Source organism: Rothia sp. CCM 9418, from assembly GCF_048512825.1.
Taxonomy (GTDB): domain Bacteria; phylum Actinomycetota; class Actinomycetes; order Actinomycetales; family Micrococcaceae; genus Rothia.
Genome location: NZ_JBLXXX010000003.1, coordinates 145,068 through 169,868, shown reverse-complemented (window position 1 = coordinate 169,868; position 24,801 = coordinate 145,068). Strand labels below are relative to the sequence as shown.

Annotated in this window: 19 protein-coding genes; 12 read left to right on the top strand and 7 right to left on the bottom strand. The window is 45.5% G+C overall.

All coding sequences use genetic code 11. The features are described 5' to 3' along the window. Positions 1-91: 91 nt before the first annotated feature. Positions 92-424, bottom strand: coding sequence for a hypothetical protein (locus ACN083_RS05315; RefSeq protein WP_419101797.1), 333 nt, complete (start codon positions 422-424; stop codon positions 92-94). A gap of 99 nt (positions 425-523) precedes the next feature. Here ACN083_RS05315 and ACN083_RS05310 point away from each other — a divergent pair, with 99 nt between their 5' ends. After that, positions 524-736: a hypothetical protein gene (locus tag ACN083_RS05310; RefSeq protein ID WP_419101796.1), complete on the top strand. Its 213-nt coding sequence runs from the start codon at positions 524-526 to the stop codon at positions 734-736. A gap of 57 nt (positions 737-793) precedes the next feature. Further along, positions 794-1,399, top strand: a complete 606-nt coding sequence (locus ACN083_RS05305) for an ANTAR domain-containing response regulator (RefSeq protein WP_419101795.1) — start codon at positions 794-796, stop codon at positions 1,397-1,399. An 82-nt stretch (positions 1,400-1,481) separates the two neighbouring features. Here the strand turns inward: ACN083_RS05305 and ACN083_RS05300 are convergent, their stop codons facing one another. Together ACN083_RS05300 and ACN083_RS05295 are read right to left on the bottom strand one after the other, a co-directional pair. Then, positions 1,482-1,631 carry a hypothetical protein gene (locus tag ACN083_RS05300; protein WP_419101794.1) on the bottom strand — a complete coding sequence of 50 codons (150 nt, stop codon included), beginning with the start codon at positions 1,629-1,631 and terminating at the stop codon, positions 1,482-1,484. Between the two features lie 5 nt (positions 1,632-1,636). Continuing rightward, complete coding sequence (locus ACN083_RS05295) at positions 1,637-2,113, bottom strand: PaaI family thioesterase (RefSeq protein WP_419101793.1); 477 nt, start codon at positions 2,111-2,113, stop codon at positions 1,637-1,639. Between the two features lie 94 nt (positions 2,114-2,207). On the opposite strand from ACN083_RS05295, the gene polA reads away from it, so the two are divergent. From polA to ACN083_RS05275, 4 genes are all read left to right on the top strand, one after another. Next, on the top strand, positions 2,208-5,045 hold the full coding sequence (polA, locus tag ACN083_RS05290; RefSeq protein ID WP_419101792.1) for a DNA polymerase I: 2,838 nt from the start codon (positions 2,208-2,210) through the stop codon (positions 5,043-5,045). Between the two features lie 18 nt (positions 5,046-5,063). Continuing rightward, complete coding sequence (locus ACN083_RS05285; RefSeq protein WP_419101791.1) at positions 5,064-5,684, top strand: GNAT family N-acetyltransferase; 621 nt, start codon at positions 5,064-5,066, stop codon at positions 5,682-5,684. A gap of 299 nt (positions 5,685-5,983) precedes the next feature. Further along, the gene (rpsA, locus tag ACN083_RS05280; protein WP_419101790.1) at positions 5,984-7,450 is read left to right on the top strand and encodes a 30S ribosomal protein S1; all 1,467 of its coding nucleotides are present in this window, start codon (positions 5,984-5,986) and stop codon (positions 7,448-7,450) included. A gap of 212 nt (positions 7,451-7,662) precedes the next feature. Then, complete coding sequence (locus ACN083_RS05275) at positions 7,663-8,403, top strand: SDR family NAD(P)-dependent oxidoreductase (protein WP_419101789.1); 741 nt, start codon at positions 7,663-7,665, stop codon at positions 8,401-8,403. Between the two features lie 71 nt (positions 8,404-8,474). On the opposite strand, the gene ACN083_RS05270 is transcribed toward ACN083_RS05275, so the two are convergent. Continuing rightward, positions 8,475-9,155 carry an IMPACT family protein gene (locus tag ACN083_RS05270; RefSeq protein WP_419101788.1) on the bottom strand — a complete coding sequence of 227 codons (681 nt, stop codon included), beginning with the start codon at positions 9,153-9,155 and terminating at the stop codon, positions 8,475-8,477. A 176-nt stretch (positions 9,156-9,331) separates the two neighbouring features. Between ACN083_RS05270 and coaE the strand changes: the two genes are divergently transcribed. The 4 genes from coaE to ACN083_RS05250 all read left to right on the top strand — a co-directional run bounded on the left by coaE (position 9,332) and on the right by ACN083_RS05250 (position 15,748). After that, positions 9,332-9,955 carry a dephospho-CoA kinase gene (gene coaE, locus ACN083_RS05265; protein ID WP_419101787.1) on the top strand — a complete coding sequence of 208 codons (624 nt, stop codon included), beginning with the start codon at positions 9,332-9,334 and terminating at the stop codon, positions 9,953-9,955. Between the two features lie 256 nt (positions 9,956-10,211). Next, on the top strand, positions 10,212-11,921 hold the full coding sequence (locus tag ACN083_RS05260) for a BCCT family transporter (RefSeq protein ID WP_419101786.1): 1,710 nt from the start codon (positions 10,212-10,214) through the stop codon (positions 11,919-11,921). 375 nt (positions 11,922-12,296) lie between these two features. Continuing rightward, a complete protein-coding gene (gene uvrB / locus ACN083_RS05255; protein ID WP_419101785.1) occupies positions 12,297-14,378 on the top strand; it encodes an excinuclease ABC subunit UvrB in 2,082 nt (693 codons plus the stop codon). A 170-nt stretch (positions 14,379-14,548) separates the two neighbouring features. Beyond that, positions 14,549-15,748, top strand: a complete 1,200-nt coding sequence (locus tag ACN083_RS05250) for a TerC family protein (RefSeq protein ID WP_419101784.1) — start codon at positions 14,549-14,551, stop codon at positions 15,746-15,748. A gap of 95 nt (positions 15,749-15,843) precedes the next feature. On the opposite strand, the gene ACN083_RS05245 is transcribed toward ACN083_RS05250, so the two are convergent. The 3 genes from ACN083_RS05245 to ACN083_RS05235 all read right to left on the bottom strand — a co-directional run bounded on the left by ACN083_RS05245 (position 15,844) and on the right by ACN083_RS05235 (position 21,201). Next, positions 15,844-17,061: a hypothetical protein gene (locus tag ACN083_RS05245; RefSeq protein ID WP_419101783.1), complete on the bottom strand. Its 1,218-nt coding sequence runs from the start codon at positions 17,059-17,061 to the stop codon at positions 15,844-15,846. A gap of 72 nt (positions 17,062-17,133) precedes the next feature. Next, positions 17,134-18,531, bottom strand: a complete 1,398-nt coding sequence (locus ACN083_RS05240) for an alpha/beta fold hydrolase (RefSeq protein ID WP_419101782.1) — start codon at positions 18,529-18,531, stop codon at positions 17,134-17,136. A 63-nt stretch (positions 18,532-18,594) separates the two neighbouring features. Beyond that, positions 18,595-21,201, bottom strand: coding sequence for a DEAD/DEAH box helicase (locus ACN083_RS05235; protein WP_419101781.1), 2,607 nt, complete (start codon positions 21,199-21,201; stop codon positions 18,595-18,597). Positions 21,202-21,435: 234 nt separating this feature from the next. On the opposite strand from ACN083_RS05235, the gene ACN083_RS05230 reads away from it, so the two are divergent. Together ACN083_RS05230 and ACN083_RS05225 are read left to right on the top strand one after the other, a co-directional pair. Then, the gene (locus tag ACN083_RS05230) at positions 21,436-23,034 is read left to right on the top strand and encodes an ABC transporter transmembrane domain-containing protein (protein ID WP_419101780.1); all 1,599 of its coding nucleotides are present in this window, start codon (positions 21,436-21,438) and stop codon (positions 23,032-23,034) included. Next, the gene (locus ACN083_RS05225) at positions 23,027-24,772 is read left to right on the top strand and encodes an ABC transporter ATP-binding protein (protein ID WP_419101779.1); all 1,746 of its coding nucleotides are present in this window, start codon (positions 23,027-23,029) and stop codon (positions 24,770-24,772) included. The genes ACN083_RS05230 and ACN083_RS05225 overlap by 8 nt, the downstream gene beginning before the upstream one ends. Positions 24,773-24,801: the final 29 nt, after the last annotated feature.

Here is a 24,801-nt window from a genome sequence, read left to right as displayed (position 1 = left end):
AGAACGCTCTATTCTCAGAAAAACCTGTAAAGGGTAATTTTGAGGCTTAACTTTCTCTCTGTGAGATTCTCAATAGAAATATCTTTTGAGTCTACGAGAGATGTTTCACCGAAGGTGTGATTCCTCTACGTTTAAACTCTGCTTGAACTTCTGGGCGAGCGTCGATTGCTTCTAATGCTTCAACGGCGCAGTGGTATCCGGCCCATGTGCTGCCGTAGACGATAGGTTGGTGTTCTCTCCAGTTAACGTATAGTTCAGGGTCTATGGAGATAGCGTATTGGTATACGAGTTCAGCGACCCATAGGGCTGTTTCGCTGTCTCCTCCGCCTCCAGTATCGCAGTCGTGTTTTAGATGTTTGGGGAGCTTTTTTCTAACGTGTTGATTGAAGTCGTATGCGACGTTTTCGAGTTTATAGAGGTCCATACTCTTTTTTGTCCCGCAAGTTAATTGATGTGTTAAGTTTTTTGAGTGATTTTATAAGTTTGAACTTAGCTAATAAGAATGGTATCAATTATCGCGATAATGGCAGCTCTTTCTGAATTTCTTTCTCAAAAGAAATACGAACATAAAAATATTTTTAAACATCTGTTCGTAATGCACCCACCAGCTGTTAAGACGACATCACAGCTACCGACCTTTGAGTTGCCTTTGCGTCAGTTTTCAGGTTGTTTTATCGTTGATGAGGTTACAGTGGTGAATATTACGGACTTTTTTCTTCACGTGCTGAACAGATAGCTAAGCAACGTGTCAAAATTATAAAGTAAAAGGGTCGGCAGAGAGCTAGGAGTTTGTATGTCAGAGAAGACATCTTCCACAGAGGAAACAACACATACCGTTATCGTCGCAGAAGACGAAGCGCTCATCCGTATGGACATCGTTGAGATTCTTCGAGGACAAGGATACGACGTCATCGCAGAAGCTGATAACGGAAAGACTGCTGTTGAACTCGCTGAGCGATACCGCCCTGACGTTGTCCTCATGGACGTAAAAATGCCCATTATGGATGGTATTACTGCTGCTGAAGAGATTACACAACGACAGATTGCTCCCGTTGTATTGTTAACCGCCTTTAGCCAAAAAGAGCTGGTAGATCGTGCCACAGAAGCTGGTGCAATGGCATACGTGGTTAAACCCTTTAGCCCAAATGAGCTCATCCCATCTATCGAAGTTGCGATGAGTCGTTATGAACAGATTAAGGCTCTTCAAGCTGAAGTTGAAAGCATTAAAGAACAGTTTGAAACACGGAAAGCTGTGGACCGTGCAAAGTCTTTGCTTATGACAAAGATGGGGGTAACAGAGCCAGAAGCATTCCGCTGGATTCAAAAAACGTCAATGGATCGACGTATCTCTATGCGTGAAGTTGCTGAGACTATCGTTGAACAAATGTCTAAATCATAGGTTTTACTAGACATAAAATCATGGTGGGGTTATCGCTTTTCAAATGAGCGATAACCCCACCATGTTGTGTTATGGGCAAAAATTATTTTTGTGAAGGTTTTGTGCCAATACCCCATAGCGTAATAGCGCTACAGACTGCTAACGCAAACCACCAATAGCTTCCGTGTTGCATCGCAGTAACAGCAACAAGAATGGTCAGGAGGAGAAAGACCATCCCAATTTTTTCCCGCATGGACGTTATCCTTTCTGAGCAGAATGAACGATGTTAGGAACAACCATATTAGTCATTCTGCCGCTGCTGATAAGCTTTCCATTCTCGTCGGTAATATCAATGTGGTGGACCAGCTGTGTTCTACCAAGTTTAACTGCGGTGCAGGTTCCTGTCACAAGACCACTGACGGCAGAGCGTAGGTGAGTAATATTCAGTTCTGTACCGACTGCCATGGTTTTCTCATCAACAGCCATATTTGAGGCAAAGGAGCCAAGGGTTTCTAAGAATGCTGCGGATGCGCCACCGTGTAGCAGTCCTGCTGGTTGGGTGTTTCCTGATACTGGCATTGTTGCAACAGTTTTTTCTGCAGAGAGTTCAAGGAAGCGGATACCAAGTTTAGGGATAAGCTCTCCTAAACCTAGCGGACCGAAACGGTGTACTGAATCTTCCGGTATTCCATGCTCAATCAATGATGCGCGTACGTCGTGAGGTAATTCGTTCATAGTCTTCATTATGCTCTTTGTTTTTCTGAGGTGCTAGTGAACATAGGGGGAGTGAACGTGGTGTGAGAAAGAATAAGCGTCTAGGATAGAACCTGTGACTACACAAGAATCTGCTAAAAAAACTCAAAAACTTCTACTGATTGACGGTCATTCTTTAGCTTTTCGGTCTTTTTATGGGACTCCAGCTGATGTTTTCGTTAATGCTCAAGGACAGCACACAAATGCGGTTCATGGTTTCCTTTCAACGTTGTTGAGCCTTATTAAAAGTGAAGAACCATCGCATATTGTTGCTGCGTTTGATTTATCGGGTGGCACATTTAGAACACGTGAATATAGTGAATATAAGGGTGGACGTTCGGAGACTCCTCTCGAATTTTTTGGGCAGGTTGAGCTAATTCAGCGTCTTCTTGATTTGTTAAATATCCCTTGGTTAACTGTTCCTGAATATGAAGCAGACGACATTATTGCGACGTTGACAAAGACTGGCCGTGAGAGCGGATATCAAGTATCTATTGTCTCTGGTGATAGGGATTCTTTTCAGTTGATTTCTGATAACGTCACGGTACTTTATCCTGTGACGACGGGGCCGCAGAAAGGTATCCGTCCTATGGATGCGGCTGCTGTGCAAGAGAAATATCTTGTACCTCCTCATTTGTACCCCGATCTTGCTGCGTTGACAGGTGAGAAAGCAGATAACCTGCCAGGTGTACCTGGTGTGGGGCCTGGTTTCGCCGCAAAATGGATTAATGAATACGGTGATTTAGAGAGTATTTTTGCCCATGCTGACGAGATTAAAGGCAAAAAGGGTCAGGCGCTTAGGGAACATATTGAGGATGTGCGTCGTAACCGTCGTTTGAATCGTCTGGTTGATGACCTCGAACTGCCGCTTGAGTTATCGGATATGAGTGAGTATGGTCCGGAAGACCATCAACGTCTTGACGAATTTTTTGATGAGTTAGCGTTTAATTCTATTCGCCGTCGTGTGGGTGAGGTTTTCCCCGCCGTAGCGGAGCAGGGCACGACCGTATCTGCACTGTCTTTTGATACGACAGTTGAGACGTGCTCTTCTGATGACGGAGATAAAGTTTTACGTCAGTTCTTGGACACGGCGACTGATGTTATTGCTCAGGTGGAGCGTTCAGAATCTGTGCCGGAACGTTTGAGCTGTGCTGTGACGTTATATCCTGTTGTTTCTGAGTCTGCTCAGCAGACGGGCCTAGCTCATGAGCGTGATCTTTTAGGTGCTGTTTTAGTTGCTGGAGCTTCTAGCGTATGGCTTGACTTTACTGCGATGAGCCCAGAAGTAGAGAGTGCTTTTGCTCGTTGGTTAGCAGATGAGTCTCAACCTAAAATTCTTTTCGACCTCAAACAGCACTATAAGACGTTGAACGCGCGAGGCTTTGACCTTGCTGGGGTTGTTGAAGACCCGATGCTGAGTTCTTATGTGTGCGGGTATATTCCTTCAGCTCGTAAACGTGATTTTGCGACGATGATGGATGCCTTGTGCCAAGAATATTTGGGGGTTTCTCTTCCTCAGGAGCCAGTATCGGAGGAGCCTCAAGCAGAGCTTTTTGTGTTAGAACCTTCTGTCCCCTTTGAGTATTGCGCTCTTGTTGCTCGCCATATTCAAGAGTTGGCGTACCGTTTGCATTATCGGATGGTTGATGATGAGCAGCTAACGCTTTATCAGGATATTGAGCTTCCTATGGCAGAGATTTTAGCTCGTATGGAACAATCTGGTATCGCCGTTGATTCTGCAAAGATTTCTGAGCTTAAGGACTACTATGATTCTTTCGTACGTCAGGCAACTGACGAAGCGTATCGTTTGATTGGCCACGAAGTGAATCTGAGCTCTCCTAAACAGCTTCAAGGAGTTCTTTTTGAAGAATTAGGACTGCCCAAGACTCGCAAACTTAAGTCGGGGTATTCTACTGATGCTGAGTCTATTGCAGATTTGATGACTAAAGTGAATCCTGATACTGCCGGAGCGCAATTTTTGGCTGCGTTGCAGACCTATCGTGACTTTACCAAGCTCAAACAAACGGTTGAAGGTCTAGAAAAAGCGACGGCTGCTGATGGTCGGATTCATACGACTTTTCAGCAAAATGTTACAGCGACTGGGCGATTGTCTTCTACGGAACCAAACCTTCAGAACATTCCTATTCGTTCTGAGCAAGGACGTAAAATCCGTGGGGTCTTTATTGTTGATCCGCATTCTGTTGATGGAACATCATATGAGACTCTTCTAACTGCAGATTATTCGCAGATTGAAATGCGCATTATGGTGCATCTAGCTAAGGACGAGAAGCTAATTGAGGCTTATCAAAGTGGTGAGGATTTGCATCGCTTTGTTGGTTCAGAAGTATTTGATGTGGCTCCTGAAGAGGTGACATCACAGATGCGTGCCAAAGTTAAGGCAATGTCTTATGGGTTGGCGTATGGGTTGTCTCGTTTTGGTCTTTCAAAACAACTCGGTATTCCTGTTGATGAGGCTGGCGAGTTAACGGTGAACTATTTTAAACGTTTTGGCAATGTGGGGCGTTTCTTGCGTTCAACGGTTAAGCAGGCTCACCGTGATGGTTATACTGAGACGATGTTTGGACGCCGTCGTATTCTTCCCGACTTGGGCAGTTCAAATAAGCAACGTCGTGAGGCTGCTGAACGTGCAGCGTTGAATGCTCCTATTCAGGGTACTGCTGCGGATATTGTCAAAATTGCGATGCTTAATGTTTATCGTCGTCTTAATGATGAGAAGCTTAAGAGCCGTATGCTTTTGCAGGTTCATGACGAATTGATTTTAGAAGTTGCCTCTGGTGAGCTTGAACAAGCTCGCCGTATTCTAGGTGAAGAAATGAGCACGGCTGTGGAACTTTTGGTACCTCTTGATGTTCAGGTTGGTTCTGGTACTTCTTGGCAAGAGGCTGGACATTAGGGGAAGCGTTCTTTGGTCATGACTTCTATAACAAATTCGATGCCTTCGCGTTCTCCTCGGGATGTTGAGGTCATTTATTTACAGATGTTTTCAGATCCAGGGGAGTTTTCGGGGTTTCCTGAAGGCGTGTATGCTCAGCGGGTGATGCATCCTCAGCCGGAGTTTATTCGTTGGTTGTATAGCGTCGTTGGTGGGCCTTATTACTGGTACGAACGTTTAAGCTGGTCTCGAGAGCAGTGGGACGACGAACTGAGCGAAGTTGGCAGTGAACTATGGGTTCTTTATGTGGAGGGAACTCCTTGTGGCTATGCGCAGTTAGATACTCAGGTTATTCCTCGTTCTGATGATGAATTTGGCTCTGATGTGGAGCTGCTCTATTTTGGTTTGATGCAATGGGTGCATGGTAGGGGGCTGGGTAAAGCCTTTTTGGAGTATGTTCTTACTGCTGCATGGAAGATGTCCTCTTATCACGCTATACCTGAAGTGCAACGTGTGTGGGTGCATACATGTACTTTAGACGGGCCATACGCTCTGAAGAACTATTGTCGTAGGGGGTTTAAAGAGTATCGTCGTGAGGTCTACCATGAGCTAGTTTGTGACGTTCCGATGTCGTCGTGGGAGTCGATGTTTAGCCGTTGATAACGCAATGGGGAAGTAACATACCATATTTGTTGTGAAATAAACACCTGAAATAGTGTGGCTATGATTGACCATCTTGGGTGTAACCCCCTAGAATCAACGATGTGGGCGTACTATGCGCTCACATAATTGTCCGAATAAACGCTTGGTACAGAGTGAACCACTCGTGGTGGATACTGCGTCGGAACCTGATGAGTGAAAGATATTTTTTATCAGAGGCTCAAAAGATATGTTTTGTATGCGGGGGACACCTGACTGTATCAACCTACCAAATCTATCCTATTGGAGCCCTTTACTATATGAGCACCAACACTCCTCAGGTTGCTATCAACGACATTGGAACTGAAGAAGACTTCCTCAAAGCCGTTGATGAGACCATTAAGTACTTCAACGATGGCGATCTAGTCTCCGGCGAAGTTGTTAAAGTTGACCGCGACGAGGTTCTTCTCGATATCGGTTACAAGACCGAAGGCGTTATTCCCTCACGCGAACTTTCCATCAAGCATGACGTCGATCCCGGCGAAGTTGTTTCCGTTGGTGACGAAGTTGAGGCTCTCGTCCTAACTAAGGAAGACAAAGAAGGCCGTCTCATCCTTTCTAAGAAGCGTGCACAGTACGAGCGCGCATGGGGCGACATCGAACAGGTTAAGGAAAACGACGGTGTCGTTACCGGTACTGTTATCGAGGTTGTCAAGGGTGGTCTTATCCTCGACATTGGTCTTCGTGGCTTCCTCCCTGCATCTTTGGTTGAGATGCGTCGCGTTCGTGACCTTGCACCTTATATCGGTCAGGAAATCGAAGCAAAAATTATTGAACTTGATAAGAACCGTAACAACGTTGTTCTCTCTCGCCGTGCATGGCTTGAACAGACTCAGTCTGAGGTTCGCTCCACCTTCCTTAACCAGCTCGAAAAGGGTCAGGTTCGTAACGGTGTTGTATCCTCTATCGTCAACTTCGGTGCATTCGTTGACCTTGGTGGCGTAGACGGTCTTGTTCACGTTTCTGAGCTTTCTTGGAAGCACATCGATCATCCTTCTGAGGTCGTTGAGGTTGGCACCGAGGTTACCGTTGAGGTTCTCGAAGTTGATCTTGACCGTGAGCGTGTTTCACTCTCCCTCAAAGCAACTCAAGAAGATCCTTGGCAGGCATTTGCTCGTACTCACGCTTTGGGTCAGGTTGTTCCTGGTAAGGTCACCAAACTTGTACCATTCGGTGCATTTGTTCGTGTTGAAGATGGCATCGAAGGTCTCGTTCACATCTCTGAACTTGCTGTTCGTCACGTTGATTTGGCTGAGCAGGTTGTTTCTGTTGGTGACGAACTCTTCGTTAAGGTTATCGACATTGATCTTGACCGCCGTCGTATCTCCCTCTCCCTCAAGCAGGCTAATGAGGGTGTAGATCCTGAAGGTACTGAGTTTGATCCTGCACTTTACGGCATGGCAGCTGAGTACGACGAAGAGGGCAACTACAAGTACCCTGAAGGCTTCGACCCTGAGACCAACGAATGGCTTGAAGGTTTTGAAGCTCAGCGTGCAGCTTGGGAACAGCAGTATGCTGATGCTCAGGCTCGATGGGAAGCTCACAAGGTACAGGTTGCAAAGGCTCTTGAAGCTGACGCAGAAGCTATTGCTAACGCACCTGCTGAGCCTGCTGCTGAGGTTGAAGCTGCTCCTTCTTCCTACTCCTCTGATAGCAAGTCAGAGTCCGGTACTCTTGCTTCTGATGAGGCTCTTGCAGAACTTCGCAAGAAGCTCACCGGCAACTAATTAAGTCTTTATGAGGGGTTTACCTCTCATAAGTCCTTGATCAAAGGTTGTTCTTCCTACCTTACTGGTAGGAAGAACAACCTTTTATTTTTTTCTTGAAAAAGCTGGGAGTTCAGGAGTATAGTACACCTTGTTAGTGATGGGCGACATAAGCCGCCTCTTGCCAGCTAAATATACATAGCGAATAAATCTTTCATATCAAGGGATGATAAGTGATAGCAAAGAAACTCGAAAACAAGGTTGCTTTAATTACTGGAGCTGCTCAAGGAATGGGAGCTGCTCATGCGCGTTTATTCCACGAAGAAGGCGCTCGTGTAGTAATCACTGATATCAATGCCGAAGAAGGTGAAAAATTAGCGGAGGAATTAGGTCAAAACGCTTTGTTCTTGTCCCATAACGTTACTTCTTCAGACGATTGGGAACGTGTTATTGCTGAGACCGAAAAACACTTTGGCACTTTAGATATTCTGGTCAATAACGCCGGTATTACGATGGCGAAGTCACTATTTGATGTGAGCGTTGATGAGTATACAAAGATTTTTAATATTAATCAGCTCAGCGTATTTCTTGGAGTAAAGTACGGTGCTTCATTGATGAAGAAAAATGGTGGCGGAAGCATTATCAATATTTCTTCTATCAACGGCTTAGTGGGTGGTGCAGTCGGATACACCGATACTAAATTTGCTGTGCGTGGTTTGACTAAAGCTGCTTCGTTGGAACTTGCCCATCACGGTATTCGTGTGAACTCTGTTCACCCCGGTGTTATTGCGACACCGATGATTATGCAAGAAGATACGATGGCTGCGGTTAAAGAGTTTGAGAAGACTATTCCTCTGGGACGTATCGCTCAGCCAGAGGAAGTTTCTAAGACTGTTCTCTTTCTTGCAAGTGATGATTCTTCATACTCAACTGGCTCAGAATTTATCCTTGACGGTGGCTTAACTGCCCGATAAATCATATAGAGATAAGGGTGCTCTTTGATGATAGCGGTCAAAGAGCACCCTTATCTCTACGCTGTCATGTTTTACGGGGTGTCTACCCATATTGAGCCGTCCCAGCTGAGGGACTCTTCGCCAGCACTGATGTGGGCAATACATTCTTTGAGGTATTCTACTTTCTCTGCCGTCACACCAACGCTCATGTAGGCTTTTTCTGCGTCGTATTCGGTATCAATGATATGAAATCCTAGGTGTCGTATTTCATGATCGCGTTGTCCGACGAATGCATGTGAAACAGGAAGTTTTGCACACAGCAGTTTTTGACGAAGAAGAAATTCTGAGCTGTCAAGAACATGAGTGACAGCTTCAGAATAAGCTCGTGTAAGCCCACCGGCACCTAGTTTAATCCCGCCAAAATATCGTACGACAACAACACAAATATCTGAGATAGGGGCTTTTTGTGCCGTGTCTCGTGCAAGTATTGCTTGGAGCATCGGTATTCCTGCTGTACCTGCTGGCTCTCCATCATCAGAGGATCGTTGGATATCGCGATCTGCTCCAATCACAAACGCTGAGCAGACGTGTCGTGCATCGTGGTAGCGTTTTCTTAGAGAAGTAATGAACTCTCGTGCTTGGGTTTCGTTTTCAACGCGAAGAGCGAAACCCAAGAAATTGCTTCTTTTAATTTCAAGATCAGCACGGTATTCATGTGCGTGTTTTGCTAGAACAGTGTATCGGTGAGCACGAGTATGGTCTGTTGTCTGCATCTAAAACATTTTACTGCACACGATGAGAACGCTCGTTTTCTGTGTAATGTTTGGCTGTAGTGTTCTGAGATGTGTTTTTGGTGTGCGGATGAGGTAGAACATGAACATCACGTACTCATAGTCGTTACGATAGGTTAGAGAGTAGCTGTATGGGTGTGTTGATTGAGAGGAGAAAAATGTTAAGGACTGCTTTAACGGGTGGAATTGGTGCTGGAAAATCTACTATTGCGCAGATTTTTTCCTCCTATGGGGCTCATATTGTTGACGCTGATGCTTTAGGGCGTGAGCTTATGCAGGCGGGGGAGAAGACTTTTGACGAGGTTATTCGTCTTTTTGGCTCAGATATTCTGTGCGAAGATGGGTCGTTGAATCGTGGGCGTTTGGCTCAGAAAATTTTTTCTGATGAGCAGTTACGTGAAACTCTTGAGCGTATTATGCACCCTGCTATTCGTGAACGTGCTGTAGAGAAAATTGCGAATATTCGTCGTATTTATGGTGATGATGCTATCGTCATTGAGGATATTCCACTTTTAGTAGAGACTGGGCAATATCATCATTTTGATAAAGTCATTGTGGTTTATGCTGATCTTCCTGTACGCCTTGAGCGTCTGAAAAAGTATCGTGGGATGTCTCGAGAGGATGCTTTGAACAGAATGTCAGCTCAAGCTAGTGACGCTCAACGGGCAGAGGTCGCTCATTGGGTTATCGACAATTCGGGTGATATTGCTTACACTAAACAGCGTGTTTTGGAGGTTTGGGAGAGTCTTTTAGCCTCTTCTGACGCCAAAAATAATCAGTAGTATTATATTTTATAGAATTGTTATAATTCCTAGTCAGATGCTTTCTATTGACTCTAAATAGTCGGAATAAAAAGTCATATTTAACATTTCTTTGTAAAATATGCGTACTATTAAATACGTTGTCCTCTCTGGATGAATTTGCGGTGGGGTGGAATCAACGAGCGCCGCAAAGTACGCACATATCCACCGGGTTTTTGCTGTGTTGAGCAAAATACACAACAGACTAGGGCTTAGAACAAGCCCTCCTATTTTCTTTATGTCAGCAGCATTTATTATGCTTTTTACTCTGGCAATGGTTGTTTTCCCAAAGCCTATGGCTGAGATTTTTGGTGTTACGGCATCATTTATTATTAAATATCTTGGTTGGTTTTATGTTTTAGGGAATGCTCTTTTCTTTATCTTCCTCATCTATATCGCATGCAGCCGTTTTGGGCGTGTCAAACTTGGCCCCGATGATGCGGAACCAGAATATTCCGGTATTGCATGGTTCGGGATGCTATTCGCTGCTGGTGTTGGCGCGGTACTTCTTTTCTGGGGTGCAGCAGAGCCTATTAGCCACTATGCTAACCCTCCATATTCTGGGATTGAACCGCAATCTGATGCTGCCGCTATTGACGCGCTGTCAATAGCAAACTTCCACATTGGCTTGTTCATGTGGGTTATTCTGACTGTCCCTGGGCTTGCATTTGGGTATTTTACGTATAAACGTAAACTTCCTCCGCGTGTATCTTCTATCTTCCAACCACTGCTCGGCGAAGGTATCCACGGCCCTATCGGAAAAGTCATCGACGCAATCTCGATTATCGCTACTGTCTTTGGTATTGCTGTTTCCGTAGGGCTTGGCGCCTTACAGATTAACTCCGGTATGAACATCATGTACGGTCTTCCGGTAGGTGGGTGGATACAGGCTGCCATTATTGCCATCATCACTGCTGCAGGTATCTGCTCTGTGCTAATGGGGATGGACAAAGGTGTGAAGCGTTTGTCCTACATTAACATCATGATGGCTATTGCCTTGTTGCTCTTTATCCTTATGACGGGAGCAACACGACTAGCAATTACCGGAACGATTGAATCTGCTGGCCACTTTATTCAAAAGCTCCCTGTAATGATGTTCTTCAACGATACTTTCGCAGATACTGGCTGGCTTGGTTCTTGGACTGTCTTCTATTGGGCATGGACCGTAGCTTGGGCACCTTTCGTTGGGCTCTTTATTGCAAAGATTTCTCAGGGTCGTACTATTCGCCAATTTGTAATTGGTGTTCTTGGAGCCCCCAGCGCATTTACTCTCATCTGGATTGGTGTCTTTGGCATGAACGCCTTTGACATCGAACGTAACCACGGTGGAACTCTTGTCCAAAAAGTGGTCAATGATGGCGATATTCCTGCCGCACTTTTCGAATTTTTGGGTCATTTCCCCTTCTTCCCCGTGATTGCAGCACTAACACTTCTCGTGATTACTATCTTCTTCATTACCTCTATTGACTCTGCTGCTTTGGTCATGGACGCTATTTCTAACGGCCACGAAGACCCTGCACCAAAACGTCAAGGCGTTTTCTGGGCTTTGTGTATAGGTCTTGTGTGTGCAGCGATTCTTGTCTCCAGCGGAGACGACGGACTAAACCTCTTGCAACAGGTCATTATTGTGATTGGTCTTCCTGTATGGATTCTGGGTTACCTTGAGATGTGGATGATCGTTCGTGCTCTACGTGAGGACGCAGGGGAGTTACCTCCGATGCGGACTCGTCAGTGGAAGCAAGTTCTTCCTATCGAGGAATACCATCGTCGAGCGCAAGAAGACTTCTCTTCTATTGAAGATGTTGTGATGCGCCCTGAGTTTGAGGTAGGGACGGAACCAGAATATGAGTCTCTTGTTCCTAATACGGGTCAGATTCCTGTGATTACTGCAGAAACAAAAACTGAAGATTCTCAAGAATCAGCTAAAAGCTCATTAAAGAAAAAATAGTTGGGTTATAGAACAATCTAGCTTGAATATGTTCTGAGCATATTGAACCAATAAGTCTTAGAACGTTCAATGATAGGGCACATAGTTAATATAAAACATTAACTATGTGCCCTATTATTATCATTGTTTAACGTTTTACGAGATTAAAGAATTAACTTATTGTTTAAGTATCTTCTTGAGGGCATTGACATATCTGAAGCGATTCAACGAAATAGTTTTAGTTCAATTCCATCTTAAATATGTCATTGATAGTACAGGTATTCTTATACAACTAATCAGGTACAAAAACATTACATATACTGAATCACTACAATATGACGATAATATGAGCGCTGAATGCCCACCAGCCACTGAGGTGCAGTAAAATTAACAACTATGAGCCTAGCGCAAAACATCCAACGAATTGTCGCACCCTTTAACGTTATCTCTGAATATCAGCCAGCGGGAGACCAACCCAAAGCGATTGCAGAACTGACTCAACGCGTCAATAGCGGAGAAAAAGATATCGTGCTACTGGGTGCCACCGGCACCGGAAAATCTGCAACAGCAGCATGGCTCATCGAATCAGTACAGCGCCCAACACTTATCATGGTGCATAATAAAACTCTCGCTGCTCAACTTGCGCAAGAGCTTCGAGAGCTGCTCCCGCATAACGCTGTCGAATACTTTGTTTCCTACTACGACTACTACCAGCCAGAGGCGTATGTGCCTCAAACAGATACTTTTATTGAAAAAGACTCATCTATTAATGAAGAAGTAGAACGACTGCGCCACTCTGCAACCAACTCTTTGCTTACTCGACGTGACGTTGTTGTTGTTTCTACCGTATCGTGTATCTATGGGCTCGGAACACCCGAAGAATATATTGAGCAAATGGTCACCCTCAAACGAGGAGAAGAACTCGATCGAGATGAGTTGCTACGTCAATTCGTGGCCATGCAATACACCCGAAACGATATTGACTTTCACCGGGGAACTTTCCGCGTTCGTGGAGATACCGTAGAAATTATCCCCATGTATGAAGAGAACGCAGTCCGTATTGAATTCTTCGGAGACGAAATAGAAACTATCTACACTCTGCATCCGCTCACCGGAGAAATTATCCGTGAGGAAGAAGAAATGTACGTTTTCCCTGCCTCACACTACGTAGCAGGTGAAGAACGCATGAAAATTGCTATGCGCAGTATCGAAGAGGAACTGCAAAGCAGACTTGCAGAACTTGAAAGTCAACAAAAACTTCTTGAAGCCCAACGCCTACGCATGCGTACCCAATATGACCTCGAAATGATGGAACAAATGGGTTTCTGCACTGGAATTGAAAATTATTCTCGACACATTGACCAACGTGAAGCAGGTTCCGCACCACACTGTCTACTCGATTATTTTCCCGATGACTTCCTCCTCATTATCGACGAATCTCACGTGACTGTCCCACAAATTGGTGCCATGTACGAAGGTGACATGAGCCGAAAACGTACTCTTGTAGACTTTGGCTTCCGACTACCTTCCGCAATGGATAACCGTCCCCTCAAATGGAATGAATTCCTTGAAAGAATCGGACAAACAGTATATCTATCGGCTACACCCGGAAAATACGAACTATCCCAAGCCGACGGATATGTTGAACAAATCATTCGCCCAACAGGACTTGTCGATCCAAAGATTATTGTTAAACCCACCCGCGGACAAATTGACGACCTTCTAACGAATATCCGAGAACGTGTCGAACGTGACGAACGTATCCTCGTTACCACCCTCACCAAGAGAATGGCAGAAGATCTTAGCGAATACCTCGCCCAAAACGGGGTGCGCGTAGAGTACCTTCACTCCGATGTGGACACTCTCCAACGCGTAAACTTACTACGACAACTACGCCAAGGTAGCTTTGACGTTTTGGTCGGCATTAACCTTCTTCGTGAAGGGTTAGACTTGCCAGAAGTCTCTCTTGTCGCCATCCTTGACGCAGATAAAGAAGGCTTCCTCCGTTCAACAACGTCACTAATTCAAACGATTGGTCGCGCCGCACGAAACGTCAGCGGAGAAGTTCACATGTACGCCGACAAAATTACGCCGTCCATGCAAGTAGCTATTGACGAAACTAACCGACGACGTGAAATTCAACAACGTTATAACCAAGAACACGGTATCGACCCACAACCTTTACGCAAAAAAATTGCGGATATTACCGACCAGCTCGCTCGCGAAGAAGAAGATACTCAACAACTCCTGAACCAGCACGTCACTAAAACACCGCGAGCTGCAACAACCCCTCAAATACGCCAAAATCGTTTGGCGAGCGCACCAGCTGAAGACCTGACGCAGCTCATACAGGAGCTAACTGAGCAAATGATGACAGCGTCTGAAAACCTTCAATTTGAGATAGCTGCACAAATTCGTGATGAGCTACAAGAACTTAAAAAAGAATTGCGTCAGATGCAACAGGCAGGTCATGCCTAAAGAGTGCAAGAGAACTTGCAAAATGCGGTAGAGTATTTTGAGAGCAAGGGAGTATCCCACAAATCATTTTTCGTCAGCACGAGAGCCAAAGAAGTCGCTCCGGAGAATGTGCCCTTGAGGCGGGAGAGACTTGTGGTATTTGACGTATCCAACCACAAGAAAGGCTCCCCGTGGATATTAGTGGGCTGCAATGGTCTATTACCCTCATCTTTATTGTTTTGCTTCTCGCATATGACTTTATTTTTCATGTGCGTAAAGCTCATGAGCCAACTATCCGTGAAGCTGCCATTTGGTCGGCTATCTATATTGGTGTAGCGCTCCTCTTCGGTGTTTTCATCTTGATAGTTGATGGTGGCACCTACGCGGCAGAATACTATGCTGGGTACATTACGGAAAAAGCGTTGAGTGTTGATAACCTTTTCGTTTTCCTGATTATTATGGCGAGCTTTAAAGTTCCTAGAGAAGACCAGCAAAAGGTGCTACTGTTTGGCATTATTTTTGCGATGTTGGCGCGCGCAATCTTCATTTTTGCTGGTGCAGCGTTGATTAATACGTGGAGCTGGCTCTTCTACATTTTTGGTATCGTTCTTATTTACACTGCAGGGAACCTGATTAAAGATGAGATTTCTGCAGAGAACGAAGAAGATGAAGCGAATAATATTGTCATCCGTTTAGCGAAGAAGTATTTTAAAACTTCTGAACACTACGATGGTGATAAGCTTTTCACCATCGAAAACGGTAAAAAAGTGATGACTCCAATGCTGCTGGTGATGGTCGCTATCGGTGGAACAGACTTACTCTTTGCCTTGGACTCTATTCCTGCGATTTTTGGGTTGACCCAGTCGGCGTATATTGTCTTTACTGCAACGGCGTTCTCCTTGATGGGTCTGCGACAGCTGTACTTCCTGATTGATGGTTTACTTGACCGTCTCATTTACCTCTCGTGGGGTCTATCTCTGATTCTTGCCTTTATTGGTGTAAAACTGGTGATACATGCCCTTCACGAAAATACTTTGCCTTTTATCAATGATGGTGAACCTATCCATGTGGTTGAAGTATCCATTGGTGTTTCTCTCGCAGTGATCGTCGGGGTGCTCTTGGTGACGGTCTTAGCGTCTTTGTACTCGCCTAAAGGGCAAGCCCTAGCTATTATTCATAAGGTGACGGCATTGAGCGAAAGTTATCTTGCATTGCCTGAGGATGCTTCTATGAAAGAACGTGCAAAGATTAAAGATGAGCTAGAACGTTACGCTAAGAAGTCGCGTGCTATTAAACAAAAATATCGTGATGAACTCATCGATTCTGAACAAGATTATCAAGACCTTGTTCACCGTGCTCGAGGTAAACACGAGGACTACATTCAAAACTAACGCAGTATCGTTAAAGGTGTGGGTTGCAACCTGTACAGGTTGCAACCCACACCTTTACTCTATCTCTGAGGAAAGATAACGCAAAAGATAATTGCTTATCGGGTTGTTGGGTCAATCAACGTTTTTTGTGCTGTCTCAAGCGCTCCCGTTTGTGACGCTCTTGTGGTGTTTGCAAAAGCAGAACCAATAATGGTTACCTGAGTATTTCCCTCGTGCGCCCAGAACCCAACGGATTGTCCAGGGTCATTTCTCGTACGGTTAAAAGACTGACAGCCAATAAGTTGTGTGCCTGTTGCATTGCGTTCAACATGGAATCCATGAGCCTCAGAAGTTTGCGCTTCACCTGATATGTTCTCTGCATAACCATTCGAGTCAGCGATACAGTTCATCAGCGAATTATTCCCTAATGAAAGAACGAAGCCATGGCCACCGTTATCTTGGGCATCGCACTGGTTGAAGGAGTTTCGAGTGCCTTTAATATAGTATCCGGCACCGGCTTTAACAGACTCGTCAAAGCTCATGGAACGTTTAGAATACCAACTTTTAACCTGTGAGAACGAACAGTTAGAGGTGTACACTTCAATCGCTGCGGCATCAAGATGCTGCAAATTTGCTGACGAGAAATCAAGCATATGAAACATGTTATCTGCAGCTGTTGGTGAATTTGTATCGCCGACGGTGAGCGCTGTCCTCAAAAAACGACGTCCTCGTATCTGAGACACCGTGCAACCTTGGTCGTCTGGGCCCTTGAGCTTAATGCCCATATCTAAGTCCCAAAGAGTAATTCCCGAAATTCGGTGAGCAGCATCAGGATCTGGGGGATTATCCCCATTAAACGTGTTGTAAAGAATCCCAACTGTATTAGGGATAGCTTGACGATGTTTATAGGGGTCTTCTCCTGGTTTAATGCTGAACTGATGAAGGCCAGTACGATAAACAGGTTCTTTAGAGGGGACGGTATCTTCGCCAATCCGAAAAACACCGGCGAGCTCTTCCCAATCACCAACGGGCATAAATTGTGTGGAATCGCCAACACCCATAATAGAGACTTGGTGTTTGAGCACAATGCCAGAAGAATCTACGGGGTATCTTCCTGGAGGGAAGAGGATACTACCTCCACCAGATTGAGCTAACTGATCGATGAGCTCATTAATACGGTGGTTGACCGGCTCTGAAGAATCGGAGGCAATACCTTGTTCATCGGCACGATAAAAGCGCGATGGTGCTTGAGCATACGCCGAAGACGACGAATGAAAAGCAGTTGCAAGGACACCAACGGCAGAAGCGCCAAGAAATTGAGCGCGAGAGACCACAAACCCTCCAAAAGGGAAAAATAGCGAGTGAATTACTGGAGTGTGGGTGCCATCTCGTGCTGGGGGGTATTCTTAGCGCATGTCTGCGAGAAGATTTTTGAGATGTCCCAAAATTAGTGTACCGTCTGTACCCAAACCATCGTGATGATGCGTATGTGATGTCCACACTTTTGTATTTTTAACCCACTGAGCAGTACTCATAGAATGTGCATAATCCACATAAATATCGGGAGTATATGCGGCAGCCGCTAAAGGCACCTCATTAGACGCTAACTGTTCATGAGAATATAGCGGGCCCCAATCATCTTTCTGCGCCAATGCATCAGCCAACTCTGCTAACGGCTTCAACGCGGTATCTTGCTCAAAAAGCCACGGGAAAATATGCTCACCGGTAAAAAGAATCCTTGAAGCATCAGGGCTAAATTCTGGACGTTTCTTTGCCATACGAGCAGCAGACCAATTTGTTGGGGCAGGAGATGGCGAACCACCCTGAGCTGGACCATCAGCATAAATTGACTCATGTAAAAGAGCGTACAAAGGGCTAGACCTAAAACTCAGAACTTGTTCTGCTTCGCTCAAGAACTGTGCTGAGAGGTGGCTTGTTCCTTCAGCAAAAGCAGATTCAAGTAAATAATGCAATCCATGCACTCGGCTATTACCACCAAGATACTGCCCGAGCATTTGGAAACGAGGAACAGTCAGACGCTCTCCAGAAGGGAGATACACCTCGTTTTCTTCCACGAAGGAGGCGACACGACGAGCTAACTCTTCATCTTCGGGATACCACTGATAAAACTGTTCATTACGTTCATAAACACGGTCTAAAGTGCTCTGATACACCTGATCAATGGAAGCTCTCAACGGTGCCAGACCGGCGGTCATACGAGAATCTTTGAGAGACTCAGGAACAAAGCTTAAATAGCTGAGGGTCAAGAATCCACCATAGCTTTGCCCCATCGTCGACCAACGCTGGTCTTTCCGACCAGCGCAAAGAAAACGACGCACCACTTCAGCATCAGCAACAATAGAATCTGCTCGAAAAAGTTCACAATAAGCAACTTGCTGTTCGATAGAGCGTCCTTGCTGAATCGTCTGAGCGGTGAACGCAGTAGAAAGACCTGTTCCACGCTGGTCTAAAAGGACGAGCCGATGAGTTTTGCTAAGCTCCTGCACCCACCCTTGATCGCTAAGCAGACGAGGACTCTTACCACCTGGGCCGCCTTGGAGATAAACCATCAGAGGACGTTCGTCGACTGAAGTTGTCAGCTCAGGAGAAACATTAATGACTTCGCGAGCAAAAATAGTCAGAGTTTGCTTAGCAAAAGGATGCTCTAACGCCGCATCCATTCCTAACGATAAGGCAAGACCGTGAGTGGCGGGAACCTCAAACCAATGATCGATGAGGTGAAAAGAACCTACCGTATGAGTTGTTCCCTGCCGATGTGAAGACGATGGTAATGAGAGAATCATAAGAACCAACCTTTAGAAAAATATAACGATAAAACATAAAACACGGTGATGAAGAGGTCATCCTCACGAATGATTAAACCCTACGTGAAGGATACGGATTACGGGTTCACCCAACTCATTTGAAGCTGCTAAGTCTACAAGAGCACTCATACTAAAATCATGATGTTCTTCAGGATCAGAGAAAATTTGGCGAACAGTCCACGTTCCCTCTGTGCGTTCTGCACTTTTATCAACCGTGAATAAATGGGGAGAACGAGCTTGAGAATCGGTGTAAAGATCCTCATATTCTTCAAAATAATCGTCCATGGCTTCTGCCCAGCGGTCTTCATCCCATCCGTGAGCGCTATCGAGCTCTCCGAGCGTCCGTTCTTGCTCCTGAGCAAAAAGTTCAACCCTGCGAAAAAGAGCGTTACGGACCATCACAGTAAAGGCACGTGGATTATCTGTGAGCTGAGGGGGAGTCTCATCAATAACGTGGTTGTGAGGCTGCACAAAATTTTCTGTCGATGAAGACGCTAAACGTTCCCACTCATCAACAAGAGAAGAATCTGTTTGTCGGATGAGCTCTCCGAGCCATTCGATGATATCTGTGAGTTCTTCGGTGAGAGCTTCTTGGGGCACTGTTTGCCGTAAAGCTTTATACGCATCAGATAGATATCTGAGAAGCACACCTTCAGAGCGTTCTAGCGAATAGAACTGAACATAGGAAGAAAAGTCCATGGCCCGCTCATACATATCACGAACAATAGACTTGGGGCTAATATCGTATTCTGTCACCCACGGCGCACCAGAACGGTACGTCTCAAAAGCCTGTGTAAGAATATCTTCTAAAGGTTTTGGATAGCTGATGTGGTCGAGTTCGTTCATCCGCTCCTGATAATCCAACCCATCAGCTTTCATCTGAGCGAGAGCCACAGACTTCTCTTTCTTCTCTTGCATATGAAGAACCTGATGAGGGTTCTCTAATGTTGCTTCAAAAATAGACAGAACATCTAAGGCATAGCTTGTCGACGAACGATCTAATAATGATAATGACGCTAAAGCAAAAGGAGACAATGGCTGATTCAACGCAAAATTATCGTGAAGGCTCATCACCAGACGAACAGTCCTACCGTATTCGTCTGGGGCATCCAATTTTTCGACGATACCTCCTGCAAGGAGTTCTCGATAGATGCCGAGAGCTTTTTTAATGAGCTGTCGTTGTCGGGCTGGAGACTCGTGATTATGGCGTAGGAAATGTCGCGCCACCATAAAAGGATTCTCATTCCGTTGAAGAATGTTAAGCACCATCGAATAGGTCATATCGAAGGAACTTGTTAACGGTTCAGGCGCAGAAGCAACAAGCTGATCGAAAGTTTTTTCTGACCAGTTAATGAAACCTTGTGGTGCTTTTTTCTTTTTACCGCGTAGGGACTGTGCCATTCGTTTAGTGTCGCCGTTAAACTTCTCCGCTGCTTTAGCTTCAAGCCGTCGGTTTTCAATCTCGTGTTCAGGGCCTTGCACCACCACCGTTCCAGCCGTGTCATAACCGGCGCGTCCAGCGCGTCCTGCAATCTGATGGAACTCACGCGATTTAAGCTTCCGAGAGCGTCTACCATCAAATTTTGATAGCGCCGTCAAAAGTACGGTACGAATAGGGACGTTAATACCAACACCAAGAGTGTCCGTGCCACAGATTACTTTGAGAAGACCTTCTTGCGCTAATTGCTCAACAAGGCGACGGTATTTCGGCAACATTCCAGCATGGTGGATACCGACACCATTCTTGACTAAGCGTTGAAGTACTTTTCCAAACCCCGGAGAGAACCTAAAAGAATGGAGCCGCTCATTAATACGTTTTTTCTCATCGGCAGTAGCCACAGCAACGTTGAGTAGCCCCTGAGCTGTCTCTACTGCTTGAATCTGTGAGAAATGCACAATATATACGGGAGCTTGATGCGTATTAATAAGCTCTTGCACCGTCTCTTGCAGAGGCTCCATCGAATAATAAAAATGCAGTGGAATTGGTCGCTCGTTGCTAGTTACTAACGCAACATCACGGCCAGTACGCTCTTTAAGCTCTTTTTCAAAACGTGTAGTATCACCTAACGTTGCACTCATCAAAAGGAACTGAGCTTGTGGAGCATCAAGTAGCGGAACTTGCCAAGCCCAGCCTCGTTGAGGGTCCGAATAAAAATGGAACTCGTCCATAATGACTTGCGAGAATTGTGCTTGTGAACCTTCACGTAAAACAATATTGGCAAGAATCTCAGCGGTACAACAGATAATTGGAGCTTCAGCATTAATAGAAGAATCTCCGGTAACCATACCGACGTTTTCTGCCCCAAAAATATCGATGAGATCAAAGAACTTTTCAGATACAAGAGCTTTCAACGGCGCTGTGTAATATGACCGATACCCTGTTGCTAATGCCGTGAAATGCGCAGCAACAGCGACCGTTGATTTGCCGGAGCCTGTGGGGGTTGCCAAAATAACATGAGAACCTTGAGCGAACTCTAAAATGGCTTCATCTTGCGCGGGGTAAAGTTCCATGCCACGGGAACTAATCCACTGACAAAACGCATCATATATTTCGTCAGGCGATAGAGGATTTGAACGAAAATCCGCACTTGCATAATTTTCTGGATGTTGTGCTAGCTGAGGGCTGAGATACTCAAGAATTTTTTTCATGGTTTTCCTAGTCTATACCGCAACAACACCAAAAAATATATCAATCATAGTCGAGAGCTTAACAGCAGAAAGATAAGACTCCTCACCGTCGCGTAGGAGGGAAATACTTCATCATGTTACAAAAGGAAAAGAACAATAACTTTCTTCTTTTGGCATAGAGCACCTTATGATAGTTCTACTTCATATGTACGTGAATCATCGGTCCTTCTTTTTTGAGAAAGTTGATAACCTCTAGTGGCATCTTCTGAGCAGCAACAGAATCGTCCGTCGACGCAGGTGTCGTTTCGTCTTCGTCCTCCGGGGGTTCGCTACAACTCATTTCGCTGGTATTTACCTTTCGTCAGTGAAACACTTGCTGGGATAGCAACAATTTTTCTTCCAGCCTTTATCGGGAATATCATCAGCGCCCACGCTCAAGGGGACAGCTCATGGGCTTGGAAACTCACCACCGGTTTGAGCATCCTCATCGTACTCTTGATCGCCAACGAATATATTGGTTGGGGCACGGCCTTTAGAAATATTGCGGCCTTAGACCGAGACTGGAAACGGTACGCTTGCTCCTATATTCCTCACCTTAAAAACACTTCAGACCCAGGGAATATTATTACGGTCGTCAACAAAGACACCAAAACGGTTGCCTACCTTTATCAGCCTCTTATGACGGCGATGAGCGGACTAAGCATCATCGTATTAGGTGCCGTTCAATTGTGGCTCATTAACCCTCTTATCGCGGTGGTCTCTTGCGCTGGTGTGCTGCTAACACTCGTCACTATTACCGTTATCTCTCGTTTTCTTGAAAAACGTGCCGCCTATGCTCGTGAAAAAGTTGGTGTGAACACCTCCTACGCTTCTGATATTTCAAGTGCGCTAAGAACTATTGTCGGACTTGGGGTACAGCAAACAATGATGAGCCGATACCGTCAAACCGCTGTAGAAGTCCGTCATTCGCAGCTTTCCTATCAACGTTTGCAAAGTTGGAGTGCTTTTAGCCGAGTCTTCCTGATTGGCATGACGACCATGGCGGCTGTTGCTCTGGCACTTCGTGGAGAAATCATCGATGCACACTGGGTAACCACTATTCCTGCTGAACAGTTAGTGACCGTCACCGGAATCATCTCGATGATGGTTTCACCTGTATGGTCAATGGAATTTTTCTTGTACATGTGGCGTCAAGCTCGCGTCTCACTTTCCCGCATCGAAGAACTTAAAGAACGCACCCAAAAAACATTTCATCATAATGGGGATAAGCCTGCGACCCAAAACTATGAGAGTAACCTATCTTCAGGAAGAGTTCATTACCTTAACCCGAAAAAATATCAGCTCAGTGCCGAACACCTTGCTGACGTTCTCACTCAAGAACTGCAACAACGCTACGGGGCGCATAACGTTCTTCTCTCTCGCTCTCAACCGATGATTTTTGCAGGAACGCTAGAAGAACATCTGCAATTGGGGCAAACAGAAGAAATGACTCAAGAACGTATGAGCCAGCTCCTCGAGCTCAGCGATGCTCAAGAAATTGTTCATAGGCTAGACCCACAACGAACCGGAGATTATGCTCAATGTCTGATTAACTCTGAAGGCACTAATCTTTCAGGAGGGCAACGTCAGCGACTAGGGTTAGCTCGCGCTTTGGCACAGAATAAAACACATCTGGTTCTTTGCGAACCCATTAACTCCGTAGACGAGCCGAGCCAACGTTTCATCCTCGACCGGTTAGAAGAAGAATGTTGTGAAGATGGCCTTCTGGAACATCTTCACGGCGTTTATATTGTCAGTACTACTGTTGAAACAGAAAAACGTAGAATCCTTCAAGAAAGCATGTTCGATGGCTAAACTTCTTCCTATTGCTCCGGCACAAACAACATGGAAAATCGTTGCTCGATCGATTTTTGCGACACCTCAACGCGTATTCTGGATTTTTATACTGTTTACTCTTTCCTCGCTAGCTACTCTCATAACACCTTGGTATATCGGAAAACTGGTTGATGCCGTACTTAATCAGGAACTGCGCACCTACCCCTGGCAATCTTTGGCATATATCGCTATCTCTGTTGTGATATCAGCATGGTTGACGCGTCAATGGCTCTATCAAAGTCAAATTATTGGTACACGAGTTCACCAAGATTTAGGTGTTCAACTGGTTGAGTCGTCGATGAGCCTCGACGCTCAAACTATTGAAGACGCCGGAAGCGGAGACCTCGTATCCCGTATCACCAACGATTTAGAAGCTATTCGAGATATCATTACCAGCGGTATTCCAGAACTCACCGCCACCATTATTCGTATCTTTATTTTTTGTGGCTCTATTTTTGTGTTATCTGTGCCGTTAGGTATGGTGACCATCCCGATGCTATGCTTTCTCGCAATAAGTTTGGGGTTTTTTCTGCCCAAAATTGCTCAGGGAATGCTGAACATTGCCGGACGATCTTCAGAACTGACTACCGTCATGACAGAAAACGTTCGAGGTGCACAAACTATCCGCTCTTTAGGTGTGAGCCAACATCGTCAAATAATACTTGACCAGCGTATTGACGCTTTTTATGACGACACCTACCGTCTTGTCCAAGTGCGTGCCACGTTCTGGGCGGTAAACGCCTTCAACAACTATCTTCCGCTATTGCTCACCATGTTGTGGGGATACTATTGTGTGCAGCAGGGTTGGGCTACTTGGGGTGAAGTATCTACCGCCGCAATTTTGATGTTCTCTTTACGAATCAACGTCGAAATCATGACTTTTTGGATTACCAGAATGCGTGAAATGACCGTAAGTATGGGGCGTATTTGCGGGGTGATTGACCTATGCTCACAACAGCAACATCGTCGCCAACAGAATCACCAAAAATACTCTGAAACAGTACCTCACACAGCTACGGTACATATTGAACAGATGAGCTATGGTTACACTCCTGATAACCATGTGATTCACCATATTGACCTAGACATCCCTGAAAGACAGTCTTTAGCTCTCATTGGACGTTCTGGTTCTGGTAAAACAACTCTCGCACGGCTAATCGCTGGGTCGTTGACAGCATCTTCCGGGCAGATTGCTGTTCTGGGCGAACGAGTAGGCGACGGGCGATACCCCACCACACCGGCCGCAGACGGTCGCCCCCGACTACTAATTTGCACCCAAGAAGCTCACCTGTTCCTTGGAACTATTGCAGAAAACCTTAATATGGTCTGTACTCAGGCGTCAGAGGCTGAAATGTATCACGCCCTTGAAGCTGTTGGTGCCTCATGGATTCACCACTTCAATGACGGATTACACACCCGAGTTGGGGGAGAGCACTCCGCCGACAACGCGGTAACCCTCAGCGAACAGCAGATACAGCATATTGCTTTAGCTCGTATCGTTTTAGCTAATCCACATGCTGTGATTTTGGACGAATCAACAACTGCCTTAGAGCTAGAACAAGCACGTCAGAGCCTGAACGCTATCTTTAAAGACCGAACGGTTATCATTATTAGCCACGATGCACGTATTACGAGCCTTGCCCAACGGGCAGTGCTTTTAGAAAACGGCAGTATCGCCGACATAGGTGAGACCGAAGAGATTTTGCGTCAAGCTTGAACGGTACAACGCCAAAAAGTTCTTCACGA